The organism is Eubacterium sp. AF15-50 (genome assembly GCF_934835595.1).
Taxonomy (GTDB): domain Bacteria; phylum Bacillota; class Clostridia; order Lachnospirales; family Lachnospiraceae; genus Eubacterium_G; species Eubacterium_G segne.
Genome location: NZ_CAKVZL010000035.1, coordinates 1 through 20,302 on the forward strand (window position 1 = coordinate 1; position 20,302 = coordinate 20,302).

At 34.4% G+C, this 20,302-nt stretch carries 22 protein-coding genes; 21 read left to right on the forward strand and 1 reads right to left on the reverse strand.

What is annotated here, in order from left to right:
- Positions 1-70: 70 nt before the first annotated feature.
- The 4 genes from rpsD (at position 71) to Q5O73_RS05595 (ending at position 4,431) form a co-directional block, all read left to right on the forward strand.
- Positions 71-664 (forward strand): 30S ribosomal protein S4, encoded by a 594-nt coding sequence (gene rpsD / locus Q5O73_RS05580; RefSeq protein WP_021952753.1) that lies wholly within the window; start codon positions 71-73, stop codon positions 662-664.
- 71 nt (positions 665-735) lie between these two features.
- A complete protein-coding gene (locus tag Q5O73_RS05585) occupies positions 736-1,695 on the forward strand; it encodes a DNA-directed RNA polymerase subunit alpha (protein ID WP_021952752.1) in 960 nt (319 codons plus the stop codon).
- A 101-nt stretch (positions 1,696-1,796) separates the two neighbouring features.
- Entirely contained in the window at positions 1,797-2,321 is a 525-nt protein-coding gene (locus Q5O73_RS05590) for a bL17 family ribosomal protein (protein ID WP_021952751.1), read from the forward strand.
- Positions 2,322-2,949: 628 nt separating this feature from the next.
- On the forward strand, positions 2,950-4,431 hold the full coding sequence (locus tag Q5O73_RS05595; RefSeq protein WP_021952750.1) for a glycosyltransferase family 2 protein: 1,482 nt from the start codon (positions 2,950-2,952) through the stop codon (positions 4,429-4,431).
- 58 nt (positions 4,432-4,489) lie between these two features.
- On the opposite strand, the gene Q5O73_RS05600 is transcribed toward Q5O73_RS05595, so the two are convergent.
- Positions 4,490-6,364 carry an LTA synthase family protein gene (locus Q5O73_RS05600; RefSeq protein WP_302669225.1) on the reverse strand — a complete coding sequence of 625 codons (1,875 nt, stop codon included), beginning with the start codon at positions 6,362-6,364 and terminating at the stop codon, positions 4,490-4,492.
- A gap of 138 nt (positions 6,365-6,502) precedes the next feature.
- On the opposite strand from Q5O73_RS05600, the gene Q5O73_RS05605 reads away from it, so the two are divergent.
- The 17 genes from Q5O73_RS05605 to vanR all read left to right on the forward strand — a co-directional run.
- Positions 6,503-7,354, forward strand: coding sequence for an energy-coupling factor transporter ATPase (locus Q5O73_RS05605; RefSeq protein WP_021952748.1), 852 nt, complete (start codon positions 6,503-6,505; stop codon positions 7,352-7,354).
- A gap of 1 nt (position 7,355) precedes the next feature.
- The gene (locus Q5O73_RS05610) at positions 7,356-8,204 is read left to right on the forward strand and encodes an energy-coupling factor transporter ATPase (protein ID WP_021952747.1); all 849 of its coding nucleotides are present in this window, start codon (positions 7,356-7,358) and stop codon (positions 8,202-8,204) included.
- Positions 8,205-8,209: 5 nt separating this feature from the next.
- Positions 8,210-9,016: an energy-coupling factor transporter transmembrane protein EcfT gene (locus Q5O73_RS05615; protein WP_118588744.1), complete on the forward strand. Its 807-nt coding sequence runs from the start codon at positions 8,210-8,212 to the stop codon at positions 9,014-9,016.
- A 13-nt stretch (positions 9,017-9,029) separates the two neighbouring features.
- The gene (gene truA, locus Q5O73_RS05620) at positions 9,030-9,770 is read left to right on the forward strand and encodes a tRNA pseudouridine(38-40) synthase TruA (protein ID WP_021952745.1); all 741 of its coding nucleotides are present in this window, start codon (positions 9,030-9,032) and stop codon (positions 9,768-9,770) included.
- Positions 9,771-9,898: 128 nt separating this feature from the next.
- The gene (locus Q5O73_RS05625) at positions 9,899-10,735 is read left to right on the forward strand and encodes a hypothetical protein (protein WP_021952744.1); all 837 of its coding nucleotides are present in this window, start codon (positions 9,899-9,901) and stop codon (positions 10,733-10,735) included.
- 14 nt (positions 10,736-10,749) lie between these two features.
- Positions 10,750-12,177 carry an MBOAT family protein gene (locus Q5O73_RS05630; RefSeq protein WP_302669226.1) on the forward strand — a complete coding sequence of 476 codons (1,428 nt, stop codon included), beginning with the start codon at positions 10,750-10,752 and terminating at the stop codon, positions 12,175-12,177.
- Between the two features lie 12 nt (positions 12,178-12,189).
- Positions 12,190-13,596, forward strand: a complete 1,407-nt coding sequence (locus Q5O73_RS05635; protein WP_302628822.1) for a hypothetical protein — start codon at positions 12,190-12,192, stop codon at positions 13,594-13,596.
- A gap of 83 nt (positions 13,597-13,679) precedes the next feature.
- Entirely contained in the window at positions 13,680-14,129 is a 450-nt protein-coding gene (locus Q5O73_RS05640; RefSeq protein ID WP_021952741.1) for a hypothetical protein, read from the forward strand.
- Between the two features lie 224 nt (positions 14,130-14,353).
- The gene (rplM, locus tag Q5O73_RS05645) at positions 14,354-14,782 is read left to right on the forward strand and encodes a 50S ribosomal protein L13 (protein WP_302669227.1); all 429 of its coding nucleotides are present in this window, start codon (positions 14,354-14,356) and stop codon (positions 14,780-14,782) included.
- Positions 14,783-14,805: 23 nt separating this feature from the next.
- Positions 14,806-15,198 carry a 30S ribosomal protein S9 gene (rpsI, locus tag Q5O73_RS05650; protein ID WP_118588747.1) on the forward strand — a complete coding sequence of 131 codons (393 nt, stop codon included), beginning with the start codon at positions 14,806-14,808 and terminating at the stop codon, positions 15,196-15,198.
- A 474-nt stretch (positions 15,199-15,672) separates the two neighbouring features.
- Complete coding sequence (locus Q5O73_RS05655; protein WP_021952738.1) at positions 15,673-15,903, forward strand: hypothetical protein; 231 nt, start codon at positions 15,673-15,675, stop codon at positions 15,901-15,903.
- The gene (locus Q5O73_RS05660) at positions 15,893-16,447 is read left to right on the forward strand and encodes a zeta toxin family protein (RefSeq protein WP_302669228.1); all 555 of its coding nucleotides are present in this window, start codon (positions 15,893-15,895) and stop codon (positions 16,445-16,447) included. Before Q5O73_RS05655 ends, Q5O73_RS05660 begins: the two co-directional genes overlap by 11 nt.
- A 342-nt stretch (positions 16,448-16,789) precedes the next feature.
- Complete coding sequence (locus Q5O73_RS05665; protein ID WP_021952736.1) at positions 16,790-17,707, forward strand: site-specific DNA-methyltransferase; 918 nt, start codon at positions 16,790-16,792, stop codon at positions 17,705-17,707.
- 17 nt (positions 17,708-17,724) lie between these two features.
- Positions 17,725-18,483, forward strand: a complete 759-nt coding sequence (locus tag Q5O73_RS05670; protein ID WP_186840029.1) for a DpnI domain-containing protein — start codon at positions 17,725-17,727, stop codon at positions 18,481-18,483.
- A 211-nt stretch (positions 18,484-18,694) separates the two neighbouring features.
- Positions 18,695-18,952 (forward strand): DUF1871 family protein, encoded by a 258-nt coding sequence (locus Q5O73_RS05675; RefSeq protein ID WP_302669229.1) that lies wholly within the window; start codon positions 18,695-18,697, stop codon positions 18,950-18,952.
- On the forward strand, positions 18,937-19,620 hold the full coding sequence (locus tag Q5O73_RS05680; RefSeq protein ID WP_021952733.1) for a YitT family protein: 684 nt from the start codon (positions 18,937-18,939) through the stop codon (positions 19,618-19,620). The genes Q5O73_RS05675 and Q5O73_RS05680 overlap by 16 nt, the downstream gene beginning before the upstream one ends.
- Before the next feature lie 5 nt (positions 19,621-19,625).
- Positions 19,626-20,302 (forward strand): VanR-ABDEGLN family response regulator transcription factor (gene vanR, locus Q5O73_RS05685; protein WP_302669230.1); only part of this gene is annotated, 677 nt, incomplete at its 3' end.

Genomic DNA, 20,302 nt, shown 5'->3' on the forward strand with positions numbered 1-20,302 from the left:
CGTAACTCCAGTACCACACAATGGATGTCGCCCACCAAAACGTAGAAGAGTCTAATTTAGGAGGGAAAAGATGGCAGTAAATAGAGTTCCTGTTCTTAAAAGATGTAGATCACTTGGTTTAGATCCGATTTATTTAGGAATAGACAAGAAATCAAATAGAAATTTAAACAGATCAAGCAGAAAGATGAGTGAATATGGTCTTCAGCTTAGAGAAAAGCAGAAAGCTAAATTCATTTATGGTGTATTAGAAAAGCCTTTCAGAAATTACTATCAGAAGGCACAGAAGAAACCTGGACAGACAGGTGAAAATCTTATGATCATGCTTGAAACAAGACTTGACAATGTAGTATTCCGTATGGGATTTGCAAGAACAAGAAAAGAAGCAAGACAGATCGTAGATCACAAGCATGTTTTGGTTAATGGAAAGCAGGTAAATATTCCTTCTTACTTAATCAAAGTTGGTGATGTTATTGAAATCAAAGAGAACTGCAAAGGTTCACAGAGATATAAAGATATCATCGAAGTTACTGGTGGAAGAACAGTCCCAGCATGGGTTGAAGTAGACCAGGATAATCTTAAAGGTGAAATCAAGGAACTTCCAAAGAGAGAAGAGATTGATGTACCTGTAGATGAGATGCTTATTGTCGAATTATATTCTAAATAATATATTCATATATTTTATTAAGATTGTTCCCAGTAGGCTTAAGCAATTCCCAATAAAGGAGGGGCTAATTAGTGTTCGATTTTGAGAAACCAAATATTATAGTAGAAAAATCAGATGATGGAAGATATGGTAAGTTTGTAGTTGAACCTCTTGAAAGAGGATATGGTACAACACTTGGTAATGCATTAAGAAGAATTATGCTTTCATCATTACCAGGCTCAGCTGTAAGCCAGATTAAGATTGACGGAGTTCTTCATGAATTCAGTTCAGTACCTGGAGTAAAAGAAGACGTTACGGAAATCGTAATGAACATTAAACAGCTTGAGATTAAAAACAACAGTACAACAGATGAACCGAAGATTGCTCATATTGATGTAACTGGAGACCAGGTCGTAACAGCAGCTGATATCCAGACAGATTCTGATATTGAAATCTTAAACCCGGATTTAGTTATTGCAACACTTAGTGGTGGTGCAGATAGCAAACTTAGTATGGAATTAATCATTACTAAGGGTAGAGGTTATGTAAGTTCAGAGAAAAATAAGAATGATAATCTTCCAATCGGTGTTATCGCTGTAGACTCAATTTACACTCCGGTAGAGAGAGTTAATATGTCAGTTGAAAACACTCGTGTAGGTCAGGTTACAGACTTTGATAAGCTTACATTAGATGTTTATACTAATGGAACATTAGATACTGATGAAGCTGTTAGTTTGGCATCAAAAGTTCTTTGCGAACACTTAAAGTTATTTATTGATCTTTCTGATACTTCAAAGGATATTGAAGTTATAGCAGAACCGGTCGATGATGAAATTGATAAAGTGTTAGAGATGAACATCGATGAATTAGAGTTATCAGTTCGTTCATACAATTGTTTGAAGAGAGCAGGTATCAATACAGTTGAGGAATTAGTAAATAAGACTTCTGATGATATGATGAAGGTAAGAAACCTTGGACGTAAGTCATTAGAAGAAGTACTTGCTAAGTTAAAAGAACTCGGCCTTGCATTGAAACCAGGCGACGAGAACTAATAGACATGAGTTTGTTAGAGGAGGTGCAGGGTATATACATATCCCACCGACGATTTGCCACTATTAAGCAATGGTGACAATACAAAACAGGAGGTAAGAAAATGGCAGGTTATAGAAAACTTGGAAGAACTTCAAGTCAGAGAAAGGCTTTAATAAGAGGTCAGGTTACAAGTCTTTTAAATAACGGCAAAATAGTTACAACTGAAGCAAGAGCTAAAGAAATTAGCAAGGTTGCTGAAGGTCTTATTGCATTAGCTGTAAAAGAAAAAGATAACTTTGATGAAGTTGAAGTTACAGCTAAAGTTGCTCGTAAAGATAAAGATGGCAAGAGAGTTAAAGAAGTAGTTGATGGCAAGAAAGTAACAGTTTACGATGAAGTAAAGAAGACTATCAAGAAAGACCAGCCTTCACGTCTTCATGCTAGACGCCAGATGAACAAGGTTCTTTACACAGTAACAGACAAAACTGGCAAGAAGAATGAAGCAAAGAAAGTTGATTTAACTAAGAAGTTATTTGACGAGATTGCTCCTAAGTACGCAGACCGTAAGGGTGGCTATACAAGAATCGTTAAGATTGGCCAGCGTAAAGGTGATGCTGCTATGGAAGTATTACTTGAATTAGTATAATAGCAATATATTGAGTGTTAAGCTCGCATTAAATAAAACAAACAGTCGATTATGTTATACATAGTTGGCTGTTTATTTTTGTTTAACAGTAAAAATAAACGGCACTATACAAGAGCGGGGGCATGGTTCTTTGAAAACCGTGAAGATTTGTTATTTTTTGTATTTGACAAAGTTAAAAGAAAAGAATACTATAGAAATGGTATAGAAAGAACGAGGTGACAGTATTGATGCATTTATTGACAATAAGGCTGCAAAGGAAATAACTATAATAAACAAATCCTCAAAAGATGACACAGGTATAAATAAAATAAGTGTTGAGAGATATGGGGATGAGTATGTTTGTAACGGAAAGACATATAAGTATTTTTATAAAATAACCCATTCAGAAGGAAATGAGATATCCCAGGATTATATTTTAGGAAATGTGATATTAGATGAAAAGGAATATAATAATTACATAGCAAACAGTACACAAGGGGAGAACGCACCACTTATTGTGGCAAGTAATATAGAGAAATAAAGTAAAAGCCTGTTTTACATAGTGCATAAATGAAAACATTCCCACTTGCTTTTTTTAATATAACTTAGTATAGTGTAATAGATTTTACAGAATAGAGAGGAAAGAATCATGTGGATTATGTCAATGACTATAATAGACAGAATCGTTGATTTTATGTGTAATATAAAGTCGCCGGTGTTGGCGATTTGCTATGTAGTAGGAATATTTATGGGAATTCTTGTAATACAGGATAAACCATATATGCTTATTGGTTTGTTTGCCACCAGAAAATTTAAACCGGCAAAGAAGCAGCACAAATATGCAGTGCTTATTCCTGCCAGAAATGAGGAACCGGTTATTGCAAATCTTATTAACAGTATAAGAAAGCAGGACTATCCCCAGGAACTAATAACCATATTCGTTGTGGCAGATAACTGCACTGATAATACAGCAAAGGTGGCAAGAGAAAAGGGAGCCATATGCTATGAGCATTTTAATCCTGAAGAGAGAACCAAAGGATTTGCCCTTAAGTATCTTTTTGAACAAATACAAAGAGATTATGGCATAGAGTCCTTTGAAGGGTATTTTATATTTGACTCAGACAATTTGCTGAAAAAAGATTATATTTCAAGAATGAATGATTCCTTTGATGCAGGAGAGAAGATAATCACATCATATAGAAGCACAAAGAACTGGACGGAAAGCTGGATAGCATCCACATATGCCATTCATTGGTTACGGTCAATACGATACAGGCATAGAGCCCGTTCTCTTCTTCACTTAGCAACTAACATTCAGGGAACCGGTTTTCTGTTTTCCAATGAAATAGTAAAAGACGGATGGAAATATACATCCCTTACGGAAGATAGGGCATTAACAGCAGATTGTGTTGTGGAGGGATATGAAATATCCTACAATGATGATGCAATTTTCTATGATGAACAACCTGTTAGTTTAAAGGTAGCGTTGAGACAAAGGTTACGTTGGTCTAAGGGGCATCTTCAGGCATTTGCTGAAAGCGGATGGGGTTTGTTTAAGAATATATTCATAGATAAAAACACAAAGCACTATGAAGATGATAAATGGTACAGCTATTTAATAAGAACCATAAGGCATAGATTTATGTCCTTTGATACTTTTGCACAACTTCTTCCTAAAAATATTGTCTATGCAGCCAAGTGGATTTTACTGAAGTTAATAATTGATCCTTTTGTTGCGTGGAATACAGGAGCTACAATGTACGTCTTTAGCAATGATACATATTTATCTGCCATTGTGAGACACTTTACAGGTAATACCACTGTAGCCCTAGACTCGGGAGTAAAAGCTTATTTTTTCAGCATTTTACTGGCAATATGGATAAGATTATTCTATAGAATAGGAAGATATTTTGTGAATATATGGGTAGCTGTTTATCTGTTTATAATTGAGCATAGAAGAATACCGAAGTTTAGCATATGGCGAAAGGTACTTTATGTATTTACCTGGCCTACTTTTGATATTATACAAAGATATACCCAGTATGTAGCATTGTTTAAAAAGGTTGAGTGGAAGCCAATTCCCCACAACAGCAAGATTACAATTGAAGATATAGAAGAGCAGGTAGGATAAAAAATAAGCTACAGTTTAAGGCAACACTTAAGCTGTAGCTTATTTTATAAATTAAAAATTATTTTCTGAAATAATCATATTTCAAGGTTAAATCATTTTTCTTAATGGTATCGTTTACCAAAATACTCATTTTTTCTAACTCCTTTTGACTGATTTTGCCACCGTTAGTGACTTTTCCATCTTCAACGTAGACTTTTCCGTCATACCATGAATAATCGCTGAAAAAGGCAAAACCGTGGTAATTATCTGCCAAAGCATTCTTTCCAATATAATTATTGCTGTTATATTTGATTCCAAACAGGTTAAGCACAGTAGGAAGAATATTCATCTGCATTGTAACCTTATTAACATCGGTTGGTTTAACATCACTACTCCATATAAAGAATGGTGTATGATTAATAAGATTGTTGTCAGTTTCCTTATATTTATCAAGAACTGACTTATCATTAATTGTGTAAAGATAGTGGTCTGCATACGCAACAATAACTGTATTATCGTATAGGTTATTATCCTTTAACGCCTGAATTAAAAGACCTACCATATAATCTGTTTCTCCCACCATTAATTTGGCAGTTTCCTCTTCCGACAAATCGGGAACATTACCTACACCGTATTTTTTTTCGGCAATAAGCTTTCCCACCTCTTTGGAGGTTGTAAAAGGTGTATGAGGAGAATAAGAAATAATATAATCCACAAATTTTCCCTTTTGCTTAAACATCTTATTGTAAAATGTTTTGTTAAGAATCAATTCCCTGTCTAACTCATAATCTAAATTATTATACTTGGCAATATCCTTTAAACCATAGTAGTTATCGTATCCCCAGCTTTTGTAGTTAATGCCACGGGAATAAAAATCTGCCGAATTCATATGGAAAGCATTAACACTGTAACCGGCCTTTTTAAACAACCTTGCCATGGAATTGTCAAAGGTATTAGTGTTAAAAGTATATACATTTTCAGTATAAGATATTGGGGTGGTAAATCCCGCATTAACTGCAAATTCTGAATTGAAGGTAGAACCACCACCGGTATATATGGAATAATGATCCGTGAAATTAATGGAGTGATTAAGCAAATTATAAAGGTTAGGTGTATTTTCTTTGCTTAAAAGCCATGTATCCATTCCTTCTAACTGGAGAAAAATCACGTTCTTGTCCTTGAAAAGACCGGTATATGAATTAGTTTCATCTTCGGTTTTTGCATTATATATGTCATCTAAAAACTTTCTATCTTCCTTGCTGATTTTATCCTTAGGTTTAAGGAAAGTAAAATAAAAGTTTCTAACGGAATATTCATAAAGTCCTGATATTCTCATACTTTTGTTGCTGTCACTATAATTTTCGTACACGCTTCTTGGCTTTTTAAAGTTATTCCACTTAAGCCCTGAACTGGAGTGACCAAACATAAGAGGTGCTAAAAGATGAAGTATAACAAAAACCACCACAAAAATAAGCAGCCTCTTTAAACGAAACTCATCATATTTCTTATACTTTTTTGCCACAATAATAGTGTATACAAGTACAATTACGGCAAATATGTATATAACTGGATTTGTATGAACAATAGTATCTAATATATAAGAACTTCCTTCATCAGCCAATTTAGTAAGATTAAAACTAAAATAAAATCCTGTAAGGGAATAATAAATGGTGTTAGTCAAAAACATCCCAAAGGACAAAATGAAAAAAATCCAGTAAAGAATTTTACCGGCAATTCCTTTTAAGGAAGTGACAATTCCCATAAAAAATACAATCCACAATAAAGTGAAAATATTAGGAGCCGGATAGTAAATCGGAAAATATGAAATTTTAAGACCGAAAGCACGAGTAAAAATATCCATTGCAAAGAATGGAAGAGTCATTAATATAATAACCTTGTTAGTGATAATTATTTTTTTTAACTTAATACTTATGTTTTTTATTGAATTAATCATTGTAATATTCCTCCACACAATAAAATACCATAAATAGTTACAAATGTCTAAACTAATATTTGGCATATAAGTTGCAAAAAAAATCTAAATAGAATAAAATAAGTGCGGTGGTGTAGCAAAATTTAATCGGAGACTAAAATGGAAATAATTAATATAAAGAATCTTATTCATGAATATAGAACAGCTGATGAAGAAACAGAGACGGTAAGGGCCATTGACGGAGTATCCCTTGATGTTGAACAGGGGCAGTTTATTGTAATATTAGGTCATAACGGCTCTGGAAAATCTTCTTTAGCTAAACATATAAATGCCCTGTTAATGCCCACTGACGGAACTATCTGGGTAGATGATATGGATACAAGGGATGGTAAGCTTTTGTGGGACATAAGACAGACGGCAGGAATGGTTTTTCAGAACCCTGATAACCAGATAGTGGCAACCATGGTGGAAGAGGATGTTGCCTTTGGCCCGGAAAATATGTCGGTTCCCACAGGGGAAATATGGAAAAGAGTGGAGAAGGCATTAGGTGCCGTTGGAATGACAAAATTCAGGCACAAATCTCCCTTAAAGCTTTCCGGTGGACAAAAACAGAGAGTGGCAATTGCAGGAATAATAGCCATGGAACCGAAATGCATTATTTTAGATGAACCAACTGCCATGCTTGATCCGGTAGGAAGAAGAGAAGTTATCAAAACATTGCATCAGCTTAATAAGGAAAAAGGCATAACCATTGTTTTAATAACTCATTATATGAATGAAGCAATTAAAGCAGATAAAATCTTTGTTATGGACAAGGGAAAGTTGGCAATGCAGGGAACTCCAAAAGAAATTTTTTCCCGGGTGGACGAAATAAAAGGATATGGACTTGAGGTGCCGCAGGTTACGGAATTAGGTTATATGCTAAAGAAAAGCGGTCTTGACATAGAAGATGGAATACTTACTGTAGACCAGCTGTTAGAACAGATAAATAAGATGGAAAGAGATAATTAATATGTCGCTTAAATTAGAAAATGTAAGTTATATATATGAAAAAGGAACAAGTCAGGAAACTGCAGCCATAAAAAATGTTGATTTGGAAATAAATAAAGGAGAATTTGTGGCCATAATCGGTCACACAGGCTCCGGAAAATCAACTTTGATACAGCATTTTAATGGCCTTGAAAAGCCTACGGAAGGAAAAGTTTTATATGATGGAAAAGATATATTTGACAAGGACTTTGATTTGCGAAAATTAAGGTGCAAGGTAGGTTTGGTTTTTCAGTATCCGGAACATCAGTTGTTTGAAGCTACTGTGTTAAAGGACGTCTGTTTTGGACCGAAAAACGAAGGACTAAGTAATGAGGATGCACGGATTAGGGCTAAAGAGGCACTGAAACTGGTGGGAATTGGCGAAGAAATGTACGAAAAATCACCTTTTGAAATGTCCGGTGGACAGAAAAGAAGAGTGGCAATTGCAGGAACACTGGCAATGAATCCGGAAATATTAGTTCTTGATGAACCTACTGCGGGATTAGACCCGGAAGGCAGGGATAAAATTCTTCAATGTATCAGTGATTTAAGGGAAAAACGTGGAATAGGAGTGGTTCTGGTGTCCCACAGCATGGAAGATGTGGCAAATTATGCAGACAGAATAATTGTAATGAATGGCGGAGAGGTAATGTATGATGATGTGCCTCACAAGGTTTTTGCCCATTACAGGAAACTTGAAAAGGTGGGACTGGCAGCCCCGCAAATAACTTATGTAATGCATGAATTAAAAAAAGCAGGATACAACGTAGATGAAAATATTATTAATCTTGAAGAAGCAAAGGAAAACATTCTTAAATGTTTAGGGAGATAAGATAAATGGCAAATATTACTATAGGACAATACTATCCCGAAAATTCAATAATTCACAAACTTGACCCAAGAGTCAAATTAGCAGGAACGATGATTTGTATAATTGTACTTTTTCAGATAAATACAATTGCAGGTTATGGATTATTTACAATATTTATGGCAGCAGTTATAAAAGCTTCAAAAATTCCATTTATGAAACTGTTGAAGGGAGTCAGGGGAATTTTATTTATACTGCTTTTTAGTGTGGTATTAAATATTTTTATGACAAAAGGCGAAATTCTGTTGGAAATAGGATTTCTTACCGTAACAAAAGAGGGACTTATAAAGGCACTATATATTTCCGTGAGACTTATATACCTTATTATATGTACCTCCATAATGACTCTTACAACGACTCCTAATGACCTGTCAGACGGGCTGGAAAAGGCATTTGGTTTCCTTAAGGTAGTGAAATTTCCGGTTCACGAAATTGCCATGATAATGTCACTGGCATTGCGTTTTATCCCAACTCTTATGGAGGAAACAGACAAAATCACAAAAGCCCAGAAGGCAAGAGGGGCAAGTTTTGATACGGGAAATATTTTGCAGAAAGCAAAAAGTTTAATACCTATACTTATTCCATTGTTTATATCATCCCTTAGAAGAGCCATTGACTTGGCAACGGCAATGGAAGCAAGGTGCTATCACGGAGGAAACAGAACGAAAATGAAACCGTTAAAATATGCTAAGCGGGATGCCATAGGATACGCGTTAAGTTTATGTATGATAGTAGTTGTAATAGGTGCAGACAAAGTGTTTGCATATTTCATATAGAGAGCAGGTTTTAATGAAAAGAGTAAGAATGATAATTTCCTACGACGGAACTAATTATTGCGGGTGGCAGACCCAGATTAACGGTATTACGGTGGAGGAAATAATAAATAGAGAATTAACAAGACTTCTTGGAGAAGAAATTGCGGTAATTGGTGCAAGCAGAACTGACTCAGGGGTTCACGCCATAGGAAATGTGGCTGTTTTTGATACGGAAACAAAAATACCTCCTGAAAAAATCAGTTTTGCACTGAATCAGAGACTTCCGGAGGATATTAGAATACAGAAATCAGAAGAAGTATCTACTGATTTTCATCCAAGATATTGCAACAGTAAAAAAACATATGAATATAAAATATTAAACCGCAGATTTCCAAATCCTATGGTAAGGTTGTATACTCATTTCGTATATATGCCTTTGGATGTGGAGTTGATGAAGGAAGCTGCCGGATATATAGTTGGAGAACATGATTTCGCCAGCTTTTGCTCTGCAGGAAGCCAGGTGAAAACCACTGTGAGAACAATTTATGAATTAGACATAAATAAAGAAAATGATATTATAGCAATTAAAATCAGTGGAAACGGTTTTCTTTATAATATGGTAAGAATAATAGTGGGAACCCTTATGAAAGTGGGACTCAAGGTGTATCCACCAGAGCATGTAAAGGAGATAATTGAGGCAAAAGACAGGTACATGGCAGGGCCTAAAGCACCGGCAAAAGGACTTACTTTAGTAGGCATTGAATACCAAGAATAGATTGTTAATTTTTGTAATAGAAATGTAATAAACAAAATGTTGATTTTGTATAGTTGCAGTGCTAGTATACCAATGATTAAAAGACATAATTACATCACATTTAATGAGAAAGGGAAAAGAAAATGAAAATGAAAAGAGTATTACATATTCACAAAGTATTAATGTTGGTTGCATTGTTTTTATGCATAGGTACATTAACAGTTACCTCAGCAGCCACAGTAGACAATAAGGATGGCAAGTCTGAAAAAACTACTACAGTATCAAAGAATACCAAGAAAAAGGCAGCAAAAAAGAAGGGAAAATTAGTTACAAAGAACGGTTATACATATTATAAGGTTAATGGAAAGTATGTGAAAAAACGCTTTGTAAAGATTAAGGGAAAAACATACCACTTTGGAAAAGACGGAACAATGACATTAGGATGGCTTAGAAGCCGTGGAAATTACTATTGTTTCAGCCGTGTAAATGGAAAAATGTTTAAAAACCGTAAGGTGGACGGAATTAAGCTGGATAAAAAGGGCAAGGCAGAAAAGACAGATTTAAATATTGATAAAATTAACACAATGATTACAGCAAGGTTGAAGGTAAATAAGATTTGCAAGGCTACAGACAGCAAGGAAGTAAAGTTGAGAAAATGTTTTGACTGGGTTGCCAAGGCACCTTACAAGAGATACCGTTTCCTTAACAAAATATATAAGCAAAAAGGCTGGGAATCAACGTTTGCCAATGACATCTTTAAAAATGGAGATGGATGTTGTGTTTCGGAAGCAGCAGCATTAGCTTTTCTGGTACATGAAAGCGGATATAAAACAGTTTATGTTGCCCATGACACGGAACATGCATGGATGGAACTTAACGGAAAAGTTTATGATACATTATTTGCCAGAGCAAAGGATTATGAAAAGTACTATGGCTTATCATATAAAAATTATTCATGCTGGGCAGTAGATAAGAGAAAGATATAAAATAGGAGTACGGTATGGTATTTAGTTCAGCGATATTTTTGTTTGTTTTTTTGCCGATAGTGTGTGCATTGTATTTTTGTGCACCGGGCATTAAGACAAAGAATGCACTGTTAATTATAGCCAGCCTGATATTTTACGCATTTGGAGAGCCGGTGTATATTTTACTTATGCTGGCCTCTATTGCTGTAAACTACATGTTCGGAAGGCTTATTGGCGTGTTTTCAAAAAATGAAAACCAGGTGGGCAGAAAGATTTGTCTTATATTAGCTGTAATAGCCAATATAGGAGTTTTGGGAGTGTTTAAATATACCGGATTTATTGTGGAAAATCTTAATCACATAAATGGAATAAATATAAAGAATCCTAATATTGCCCTTCCTATTGGAATTTCTTTTTTCACGTTTCAGGCTTTGTCTTATGTAATTGATGTTTACAGGGAACCTGAATTAGAGCAGAAAAATCTATTTAACCTTGTTTTGTATGTATCATTTTTCCCACAGCTTATTGCGGGCCCTATTATAAGGTACAATGAAATAGCAAAACAGATAAATAGCAGAAAATCAAGTATAGATATGGCAGCTGCAGGCATTCAGCGGTTTATAAGAGGTCTTGCAAAAAAACTAATTATAGCCAATGGTGCAGGTTATATAGCAGATGCCATATTTAAGTTAAACATAGGAGATTATGGCTTTTTTGTGGCGTGGGTAGGAGCTATAAGCTATACTTTACAGATTTATTATGATTTCAGCGGTTATTCTGATATGGCAATTGGAATGGCAAAAATATTTGGATTTGAATTTAGCGAAAACTTTAAACATCCATATTGTTCAAAAAGCATAAAAGAATTTTGGCGCAGATGGCACATATCCCTTTCTACATGGTTTAAGGAGTATGTGTACATTCCGTTAGGGGGCAACAGAAAAGGAAAACTTCGCACAGAAATAAATAAGTTAATTGTTTTTGCACTTACAGGTATATGGCATGGTGCTAACTGGACTTTCCTTGTATGGGGAATGATACATGGAGTGGCAAATATTTTAGAGGACACTGTAGGAAAGGGCATAAAAATAAAAAACAAAGTCATAAAAAATATATATGTGTGGTTGGTGGCAACAGTAGCTTTTGTTATGTTTAGGGCAGACACGGTGGCTGAAGGCTTTGGAATGATTAAAACAATGTTTACAGGCTTTACATTTGGAATAAATTCTGTAAGCTACATAGCTGAATTATTAAGTCCTTATTACATATTTATTTTGATATTGGCTGTGGCTTTTGCATATCCTGTAAGGGAAAATCTGCTAAGCTATGTAGATGGCAGAAGCGTAAAAGCAAAATACACCATAAATACAGTTGTTTATGCATTTGACATTTTGCTTGTTTTACTATGTGTTATAAATTTGGCAACGGCTACATATAATCCGTTTATTTATTTTAGATTTTAGGTGGTGATGGGAATGCAAAAGAAAATATTCATAATTTTATTTTTTATAATAATTTGTCTTCCGTCAGTAGCCATGTTTTTTTACAAGACGGATTTAAATGCGGAAAAACGTCAGGTTCAGGGTTTCCCGGAATTAAAGAAAGATGGGCATATAAATGGAGATTATTTTTCGGAATTAACGGATTTTTTCGCAGATAATTTTGCCTTCAGGCAGGAATTAATTGAGGCTGACGGTGTCATTAAAAGTAATGTGTTTAAGGAATCTAATAATGACAATGTAATTGTAGGCAAAGACGGCTGGCTGTTTTTCAGTGAAACATTAGATGATTATATTGGAAGAAACACATTGTCAGAGAGAAAAATATATTCCTGTGCAAAGGTACTTTCCCTGATTCAGGAAAATGCCAATAACAATAACAGAAAGTTTTTGTTTATAGCAGCACCGGATAAAAACGCCTTATATCCTGAGTATATGCCTTCGAGATACATAAAGATAAGTGATGTTAACAATTATTCACTGTTAAAGGCTGAAATGGAAAAGTTAGGTGTTAACACTCTTGATTTGCAGCAGATGTTTAAAAATGTAAATAAACGTGTTTATCATAAATTAGACACTCATTGGAATAATGAGGGTGCAGCTATGGCTTGTGGTTGGATTTTGGATAATTTAGGGAAGAGCCATTATGATTACAGCAATGAAAAGTACACTATTAAGAAGAACTTCTCAGGAGATTTATATGGCATGCTTTTCCCAAAGGGGAAGAAAAAGGATGAAAATGTAATTTACGAAAAAAAGCATACATATGAATATCTTTCAAAGACAAATAACGTGGAGGATATTTCTCTTGAAACTAAAGAGGATTCTAAAAAAGGGTCTATTGTGATGTACAGGGATTCTTTTGGAAATGCTTTGTTACCCTTTGTGGCAGATGAATATAACCATGGTTATTTTTCAAAGGCTGTGCCATATAATATAAATCTAGCGGATGATTATAATGCGGATGCAGTTGTTATTGAAATAACTGAGAGACATATTCCGTCACTTATTGAGGAAGTTCCATATATGGCAGCGCCTCTTAGAACTGAAAACTTATCGGTACAGACAACGGATAAGTGCAAGTCTGTTATTGAAATGGTGGACAGTGAAAACCAGTATCTGCCCTTTAAAGGTGCTGTAGACAAAAACTATTTAAGCGATGACGGAAATATATATGTAAGAATGTACAATGATAAAAATTCTTATACTTTTGAGGCATTCCCGGCATCCTATGAAAATGAAAAAGCAGATGGATACCATTTTGGACTTTATATTGACACGGCAGAAATTGCGTCAGGAAGTTATGATGTGGAAGTGATTTCTCAAAAGGGAAATGAATATTATACTTCCGGCAGCGGTGTGGAAGTGGAACTTGAGGAATAGATTAAGAAATAATTAATTTCGCAAAAAGATGTTTACAAGAAATAAAATAAATGTATAATGAATGATTGTGGAGGAAATGGAACATGAGAAAAAATATTTTAATGATTGCTACAGTTACAATGATGGCATTTGCAATTACTGCATGTGGCTCAGATAGCAAAGATAATGAAACAACAAAAGCAGAAACAACAGTACAGGTAACAACTGAAGAAGCAACAACAGTGGAGGAGACTACGGCAGAGGAAACAACAGAGGCTCCTACAAAGAAAGTTGTAAAAAAGAAGAAAGTTAAGAAAAATACGGAAACACAGGCACCAAAAGCACTTAGTCCGGAAGAAGCTAAGGCTACAGCTAAAAGTTATGTTGGAAAAACAATAGACCAGCTTGTTGCTGCAATAGGTCAGTACAACAGTATGGACAAATCAAAGAGCTGCTTAGTTGACGGTGAATATGATGGAATGTTTTATTATGATGGATTTACCGTTTCAGCATCTACAGAAAATGGTGTTTGGGTAATATCCAGCGTAGATTAATGATATAATTCGGTTGATTATAAGGAAACTACAGTTTTTTATTGAAAAAAACTAAAAAAATCAACAAAAATTAATTGACAGTAAAAAATACTTATTATATAATAAGTTCTATTGTGACGTGTTATGCACGTTTGTTTTATGTCTTAGCCAAAGCCCCGGTATGGATATAGAGCGTTTTATAAAAGAAATATTAAAAGATAAGCAAAATTTCAGGAGGTAAACCAATGAAAACATACATGGCTAGTCCAGCAGATATTGAAAGAAAATGGTATGTAGTTGATGCTACAGGATATACATTAGGACGTTTGTCATCAGAAGTTGCTAAAATCTTAAGAGGAAAGAACAAACCACAGTTCACACCTCATATTGATACAGGTGACTATGTAATTATTACAAACGCTGACAAGATTAAGGTTACAGGAAAGAAGTTAGACCAGAAGGTTTATTATCATCATTCAGACTACGTTGGTGGTATGAAGGAAGTTACACTTAAGGAAAAACTTGCTAAGAAACCTGAAAGTGTTATTGAACTCGCAGTTAAAGGCATGCTTCCAAAGGGACCTTTAGGAAGAAGCATGATGAAGAAACTTTTTGTTTATGCTGGTGCTGAGCATCCACATGTAGCTCAGAAACCAGAAGAATTAACATTTTAGTTAACTGAGAGGAGGAAATGATAATGGCTATAGAAAAGTATTATGGAACAGGTAGAAGAAAAAGCAGTATCGCTAGAGTATACGTTATGCCTGGTAAAGGAAATGTAACAATCAACAAGAGAGACATTGATGATTACTTTGGTCTTGAGACATTAAAGGTAATCGTACGTCAGCCATTAGCAGCTATTGATGCAGCTGATAAGTTTGATGTTGTTGTAAATGTACATGGTGGTGGATATACAGGACAGGCTGGTGCCATCAGACATGGTATCGCCAGAGCATTAGTTCAGGCAGACGCTGAAAACAGACCAGTATTAAAGAAAGCCGGATTCTTAACAAGAGATTCAAGAATGAAGGAAAGAAAGAAATACGGTCTCAAAGCAGCCAGAAGAGCACCACAGTTTTCAAAGAGATAATGATTGCTTGCGAATCGCAATGCAAATGGAAAGCCCTGAAGAATTTATTCTTCAAGGGCTTTTTCTTTGCATTGTGATTCATTAGAATCTAAGAATGACCGAGAAGAAGTGAGCGAAGCGAACGGATTCGAGGCTCATTATTAGATTCGCAAGCAATATTGGGGGATGTCCATAATTCCATAGGAATCTGAAATGGGCGAGATGGAACGAAGTGTAATCGAACTTATTTCAGAGTTACGCAGATGTTTTGGGGCTTCAAGGGCTTTTTCTTTGCATTGTGATTCTTAGATTCGCAAGCAATATTTTTGCATATTCATAATTCCATAGGAATCTGAAAAAAAGTTTATTTCACCTCAGAAATTCGGATCGAAGGTGTTTTTTTATATAAATTATGATAAAATATATTGTAATAGTTGAAGATTAAATGTAATTAATAAGTTACTTTCATATTAATTAGAATGGAGGGATGTTTATATGACAACTGTAAGCACTAAAAGTGGTAGAATTATAAAAGTTGTATCGAGAGAAGAAGAGAAAAGTACATTGACAGAATCAGATAATGAAATGGATGAAAGAGCGGTTGAGGCTGTTAAGGCAGCAATAAATAAAGCAAAAATTTGTAAAAAACCTATAGCGGGTTACGATAAAGAAAAGAAGCGGGCTTATGTTGAGTATGCAAATGGAGAAAGAAAGTATGCAAAATAGAAAACCGATGATTCTTGTATTAGCGGGACCAAATGGCTCGGGAAAAAGTACAATAACAACTTTTTTCGATAAAGTTGGTAAATATACTAATGCCGATGATGTTGTTGCAACTACAGGAATGGATAATATGAAAGCAGCTCTTATGGTTGATAGGATGAGGTATGAATCGATTGACAAGAAAGAAGATTTTACATTTGAAACAGTCTTGTCATCTGAATATAAGTTAAACATTTTAAGAAAAGCAAAAGAAGAGGGATATTTTATAAAATGTGTATTTATGTTGACAGTTGACCCACAAATTAATATTGCCAGAATAGAATCCCGTGTGGCAGCAGGTGGACATAATGTTGATAGCAGTAAAGTTATTGAAAGATATTATAAATCAATTAATAATATAAAAGAATTACTTAATATATGCGATATTATGCATGTTTATGATAATACTGAAACCCCAAGAAGAATTATTCGTAAACATAAAGAAGAATTATCAATATATCCGAATGAGTATTGGAGTGAGCAGGATATATTAGGATTGATGGAATAATGTTGCTGTTATAAACATTAGGCTGATGCGTAGTTATGGGAACGTGTGGAAAGCCATCAGCATATAACACTATGCAACATTGCCGAACATAAAACACATATTTATGGGTTTTTCTTGTTCTACAAATGCTCCCAAAAGGATAATGATTGCTTGCAAATTGCAGGTGGTATTTTTGTATATTCATAATTCCATAGAAATCTGAAATGGGCGAGATGAAACGAAGTGTAATCAAGCTTATTTCAGAGTTACGCATGTAAAATTTTATAATATAAAATTTAGTACTTTTATTTGTGTAATTCCTATGATAGGATCAAGATCCAAAATCGAAGGAGGTTATACAAAATGACATTAGCAGAAAAGATATTTAATTGTTTTAAGAATTGTGAAAGTTTTTCATTACAAGAAGCATATCAGCAAAATGCTGATAAGCCGCAGGAAACCGTTAGAGCACGTATTTATGAAAAAATAGGTGTTAAGTTTGAAAGGGTGTCAAAGGGTGTATATTGTACTATTGACAATAAAGATGAACAGTGTGTGCTAATAGAAGGTAATGGTAGAGATTTATCTATGTTAAAGGATGGAAGCATTGATTGTATATTCACAGATCATCCTTGGCTAGATGTAAAATCAAATAAAGGTGGAACAAGAAATTTTGCATTATACGATTGTTTTAGATACACATTAGAAGATTTTAAAGAAAAGGCCAGAGTATTAAAAGATGGATGCTTTCTTGTTGAAGTATTACCGGCGGAGAACGAAAATAATTACGAATATCTATATCAAATAAAGAAATATGCTAAAGAAGCCGGATTTGTTTATTATTCTAAAGTATCTTGGAAAAAGGGGACATTTGTAAGCAATACCGGAAGAAAAGCAAAGAATACGCAAGACATAATGATTTTTTCCAAAGGGAAAGCCAGGAGTATGCGATATGATAAAAAAAAGTCCGATATAACAGGTAAAAAGCATTATATGAGTGGATGTAATGGAATGCTACCTACTATGTTTGATGTACAGCCGGTAGCCAGAAAAAATAAAATACATCAGAGTGAATTGCCGGTAGAACTTTGTGAACAAATATTGGAATATGTTACTTATGAAGGTGAGATAGTATTAGATTCATTTGCAGGTAGCGGAGCTGTAGGAGTAGCTGCTTTGAATAAAAAAAGAAGCTGTATACTTGTAGAAATATTGAAAGAAAATATACAAAAAATAAGAGAACGTTTTAATAGCGTATTATATCAAACAGTATTGGAGTGATAGTTTTGAATTTACAAATGGATAGAAGAAAAGCAGAAAATTATTCAAGTAATGCGCAAAAAATAAGAGTTATGACAGAAAATTGGGTAGATAAAAATATGTTTTGTCCTTACTGTGGTAATCCATATGTATCTCATTTTGAAAACAATAGACCTGTGGCTGATTTCTTTTGCCCTTCATGTATGGAAGAATATGAGTTAAAAAGCAAAGGTACATCTATTAGCAATAAGGTAAATGATGGAGCATATAATACAATGATTGAAAGGATTACATCAGTCAATAATCCTAATTTCTTCTTCATGCATTATAACAAAACCAATCTTCAGATTGAAAATTTTGTTATGGTACCAAAATATTTTTTTTCGCCAGACATAATAGAAAAGAGAAAGCCATTGTCAGATACAGCAAGACGGGCAGGCTGGACAGGATGTAATATTTTATTGGGAAGAATCCCGGAAGAAGGAAGAATTTATATTGTACAAAATGAGAAGGAAGTATCTATTGAAAAGATAATCGAAAAAGTACATAAAACAGAATTTTTACGTGGTAGTAAGTTGGATGCAAGGGGATGGACTTTGGATGTGCTAAATTGTGTTAACATGATTGAAAATAAAAATTTTACTTTGGAACAGATGTATAGATTTGAAGAGTTTCTTGCGGGAAAACATCCGGATAACCATCATATAAAAGAAAAAATAAGACAGCAATTACAAATGTTAAGGGATAATGGAATTATAGAGTTTATAGGAAGAGGACGATACAAAAAAATTGGTTGACTTTTGGGGCTAATGCTGGCATAAACACAAAAAGGGGATATTGATAGGCGGTTAGCCCGGTATGTGGACGGATTAGGATAACCGCCTACCGAATAGGGTAGCATTTATATTATGATGACAACAAAAGGATGTAGGCACAATATATTTAAAGTATGACGTTGTAAGTAACGAAAATGCTTATAATTTTATTTCACAATCAGGAGGCAAAATTATGTTTAATATCATAAAAGAGGTTATTGTAAAATGGGACCCCATTCATTTGATGGGATTTGCACCCCAAGATGAGTATGATTACGAATGTCAATTAATATTGGACAGATTTGTAAAAGGTCAGGAAATATTAGGGAAAATAATATATGAAGTGTTTCGCGAAAGTTTTGGTGAAGAGTTTAGAATTGATATATCAAAATGTATGGAAATAGCTGAAGAAATGGAAGGGAGAATAGGCAAACAATGCAGGAATTACTAAAGAAAAAACTAAAAGAGGAAAATTACATCACCAGATTACCGGTTTATTTTATAGGATTGTTTATTATGACATTAGGAATTTCAATGTCAGTGAAATCTGATTTTGGAGTTTCGCCGGTCAGCTCAATACCTTATACCATAACATGTATTACTGGAATGGAAATGGGAAAAGCAACAATACTTTTTCATGTAGGACTGGTGGTTCTTCAAATAATAATTTTAAGAAAAGATTTTAAAATAAAAAATTTATTGCAGGTATTTGTGGGAATTGTATTTGGATACTTTACAACATTTTCTAATTACCTGTTTTCATTTTTACCGGATGTTGATAATATGATTATCAGGATAGCATTAATGCTTGGCAGCGCGGTATTCATTGCCGTGGAAATATTCTTTTATTTGCTGGCAGATATTGTACCCTTAGCAGGGGAAGGTGCTATGCAGGCAATAACTGAAAACTCCAATATTGCTTTTAACAAAGTTAAAATAGGATTTGATGTATCTATGGTTTCGGTATCTCTTATATCCTGTATAGTTGTGCTAAAGGCGTTTGGGTCAGTTGGCATGGGAACTGTTGTGGCAGCAGTCTTAGTTGGAACGGTATTAGGGGCTGTTACTAAAGCATTTGGAGCAAAGAGAGATTATTTATTAGTAGCAGAAAGAAGATAAAAACTATGAACAAGATACTTATTGTAGATGATGAAAGAGAAATTGCTGATTTAGTTGAAATTTATTTAGAAAATGACGGATATCAGGTTTACAAGTTTTATAATGGAGAAGATGCCCTTAACTGTATACTTAATAATGACATAGATTTGGCAATTTTAGACGTTATGCTTCCTGATATTGACGGATTCTCACTTTGCAGAAAAATAAGAGAAAAGTTTTACTTTCCTATCATTATGCTAACGGCAAAGGTAGAAGATATGGATAAAATAACGGGACTTACAATTGGAGCAGACGATTACATCACAAAGCCTTTCAATCCATTAGAACTTTTGGCGAGGGTTAAAACTCAGCTTAGAAGGTATACCAGATATAATGGGTTGGAAAATCAGGAGGATAATCAATATGATATTAGGGGACTTCATATCAATAAAGAAAATCATAGCTGTTATTTAAATAAAAAAGAAATATTTCTCACTCCCATTGAATTTGATATATTGTGGTATTTGTGCGAAAACAAAGGCAAAGTAGTGTCTTCAGAGGAACTGTTTGAAGCTGTATGGAAGGAAAAATACATGGACAGCAACAACACAGTAATGACTCATATTGCGAGAATCAGGGAAAAGATGAAAGAGCCGGCAAGAAATCCTAAATATATAAAAACCGTTTGGGGTGTGGGCTACAT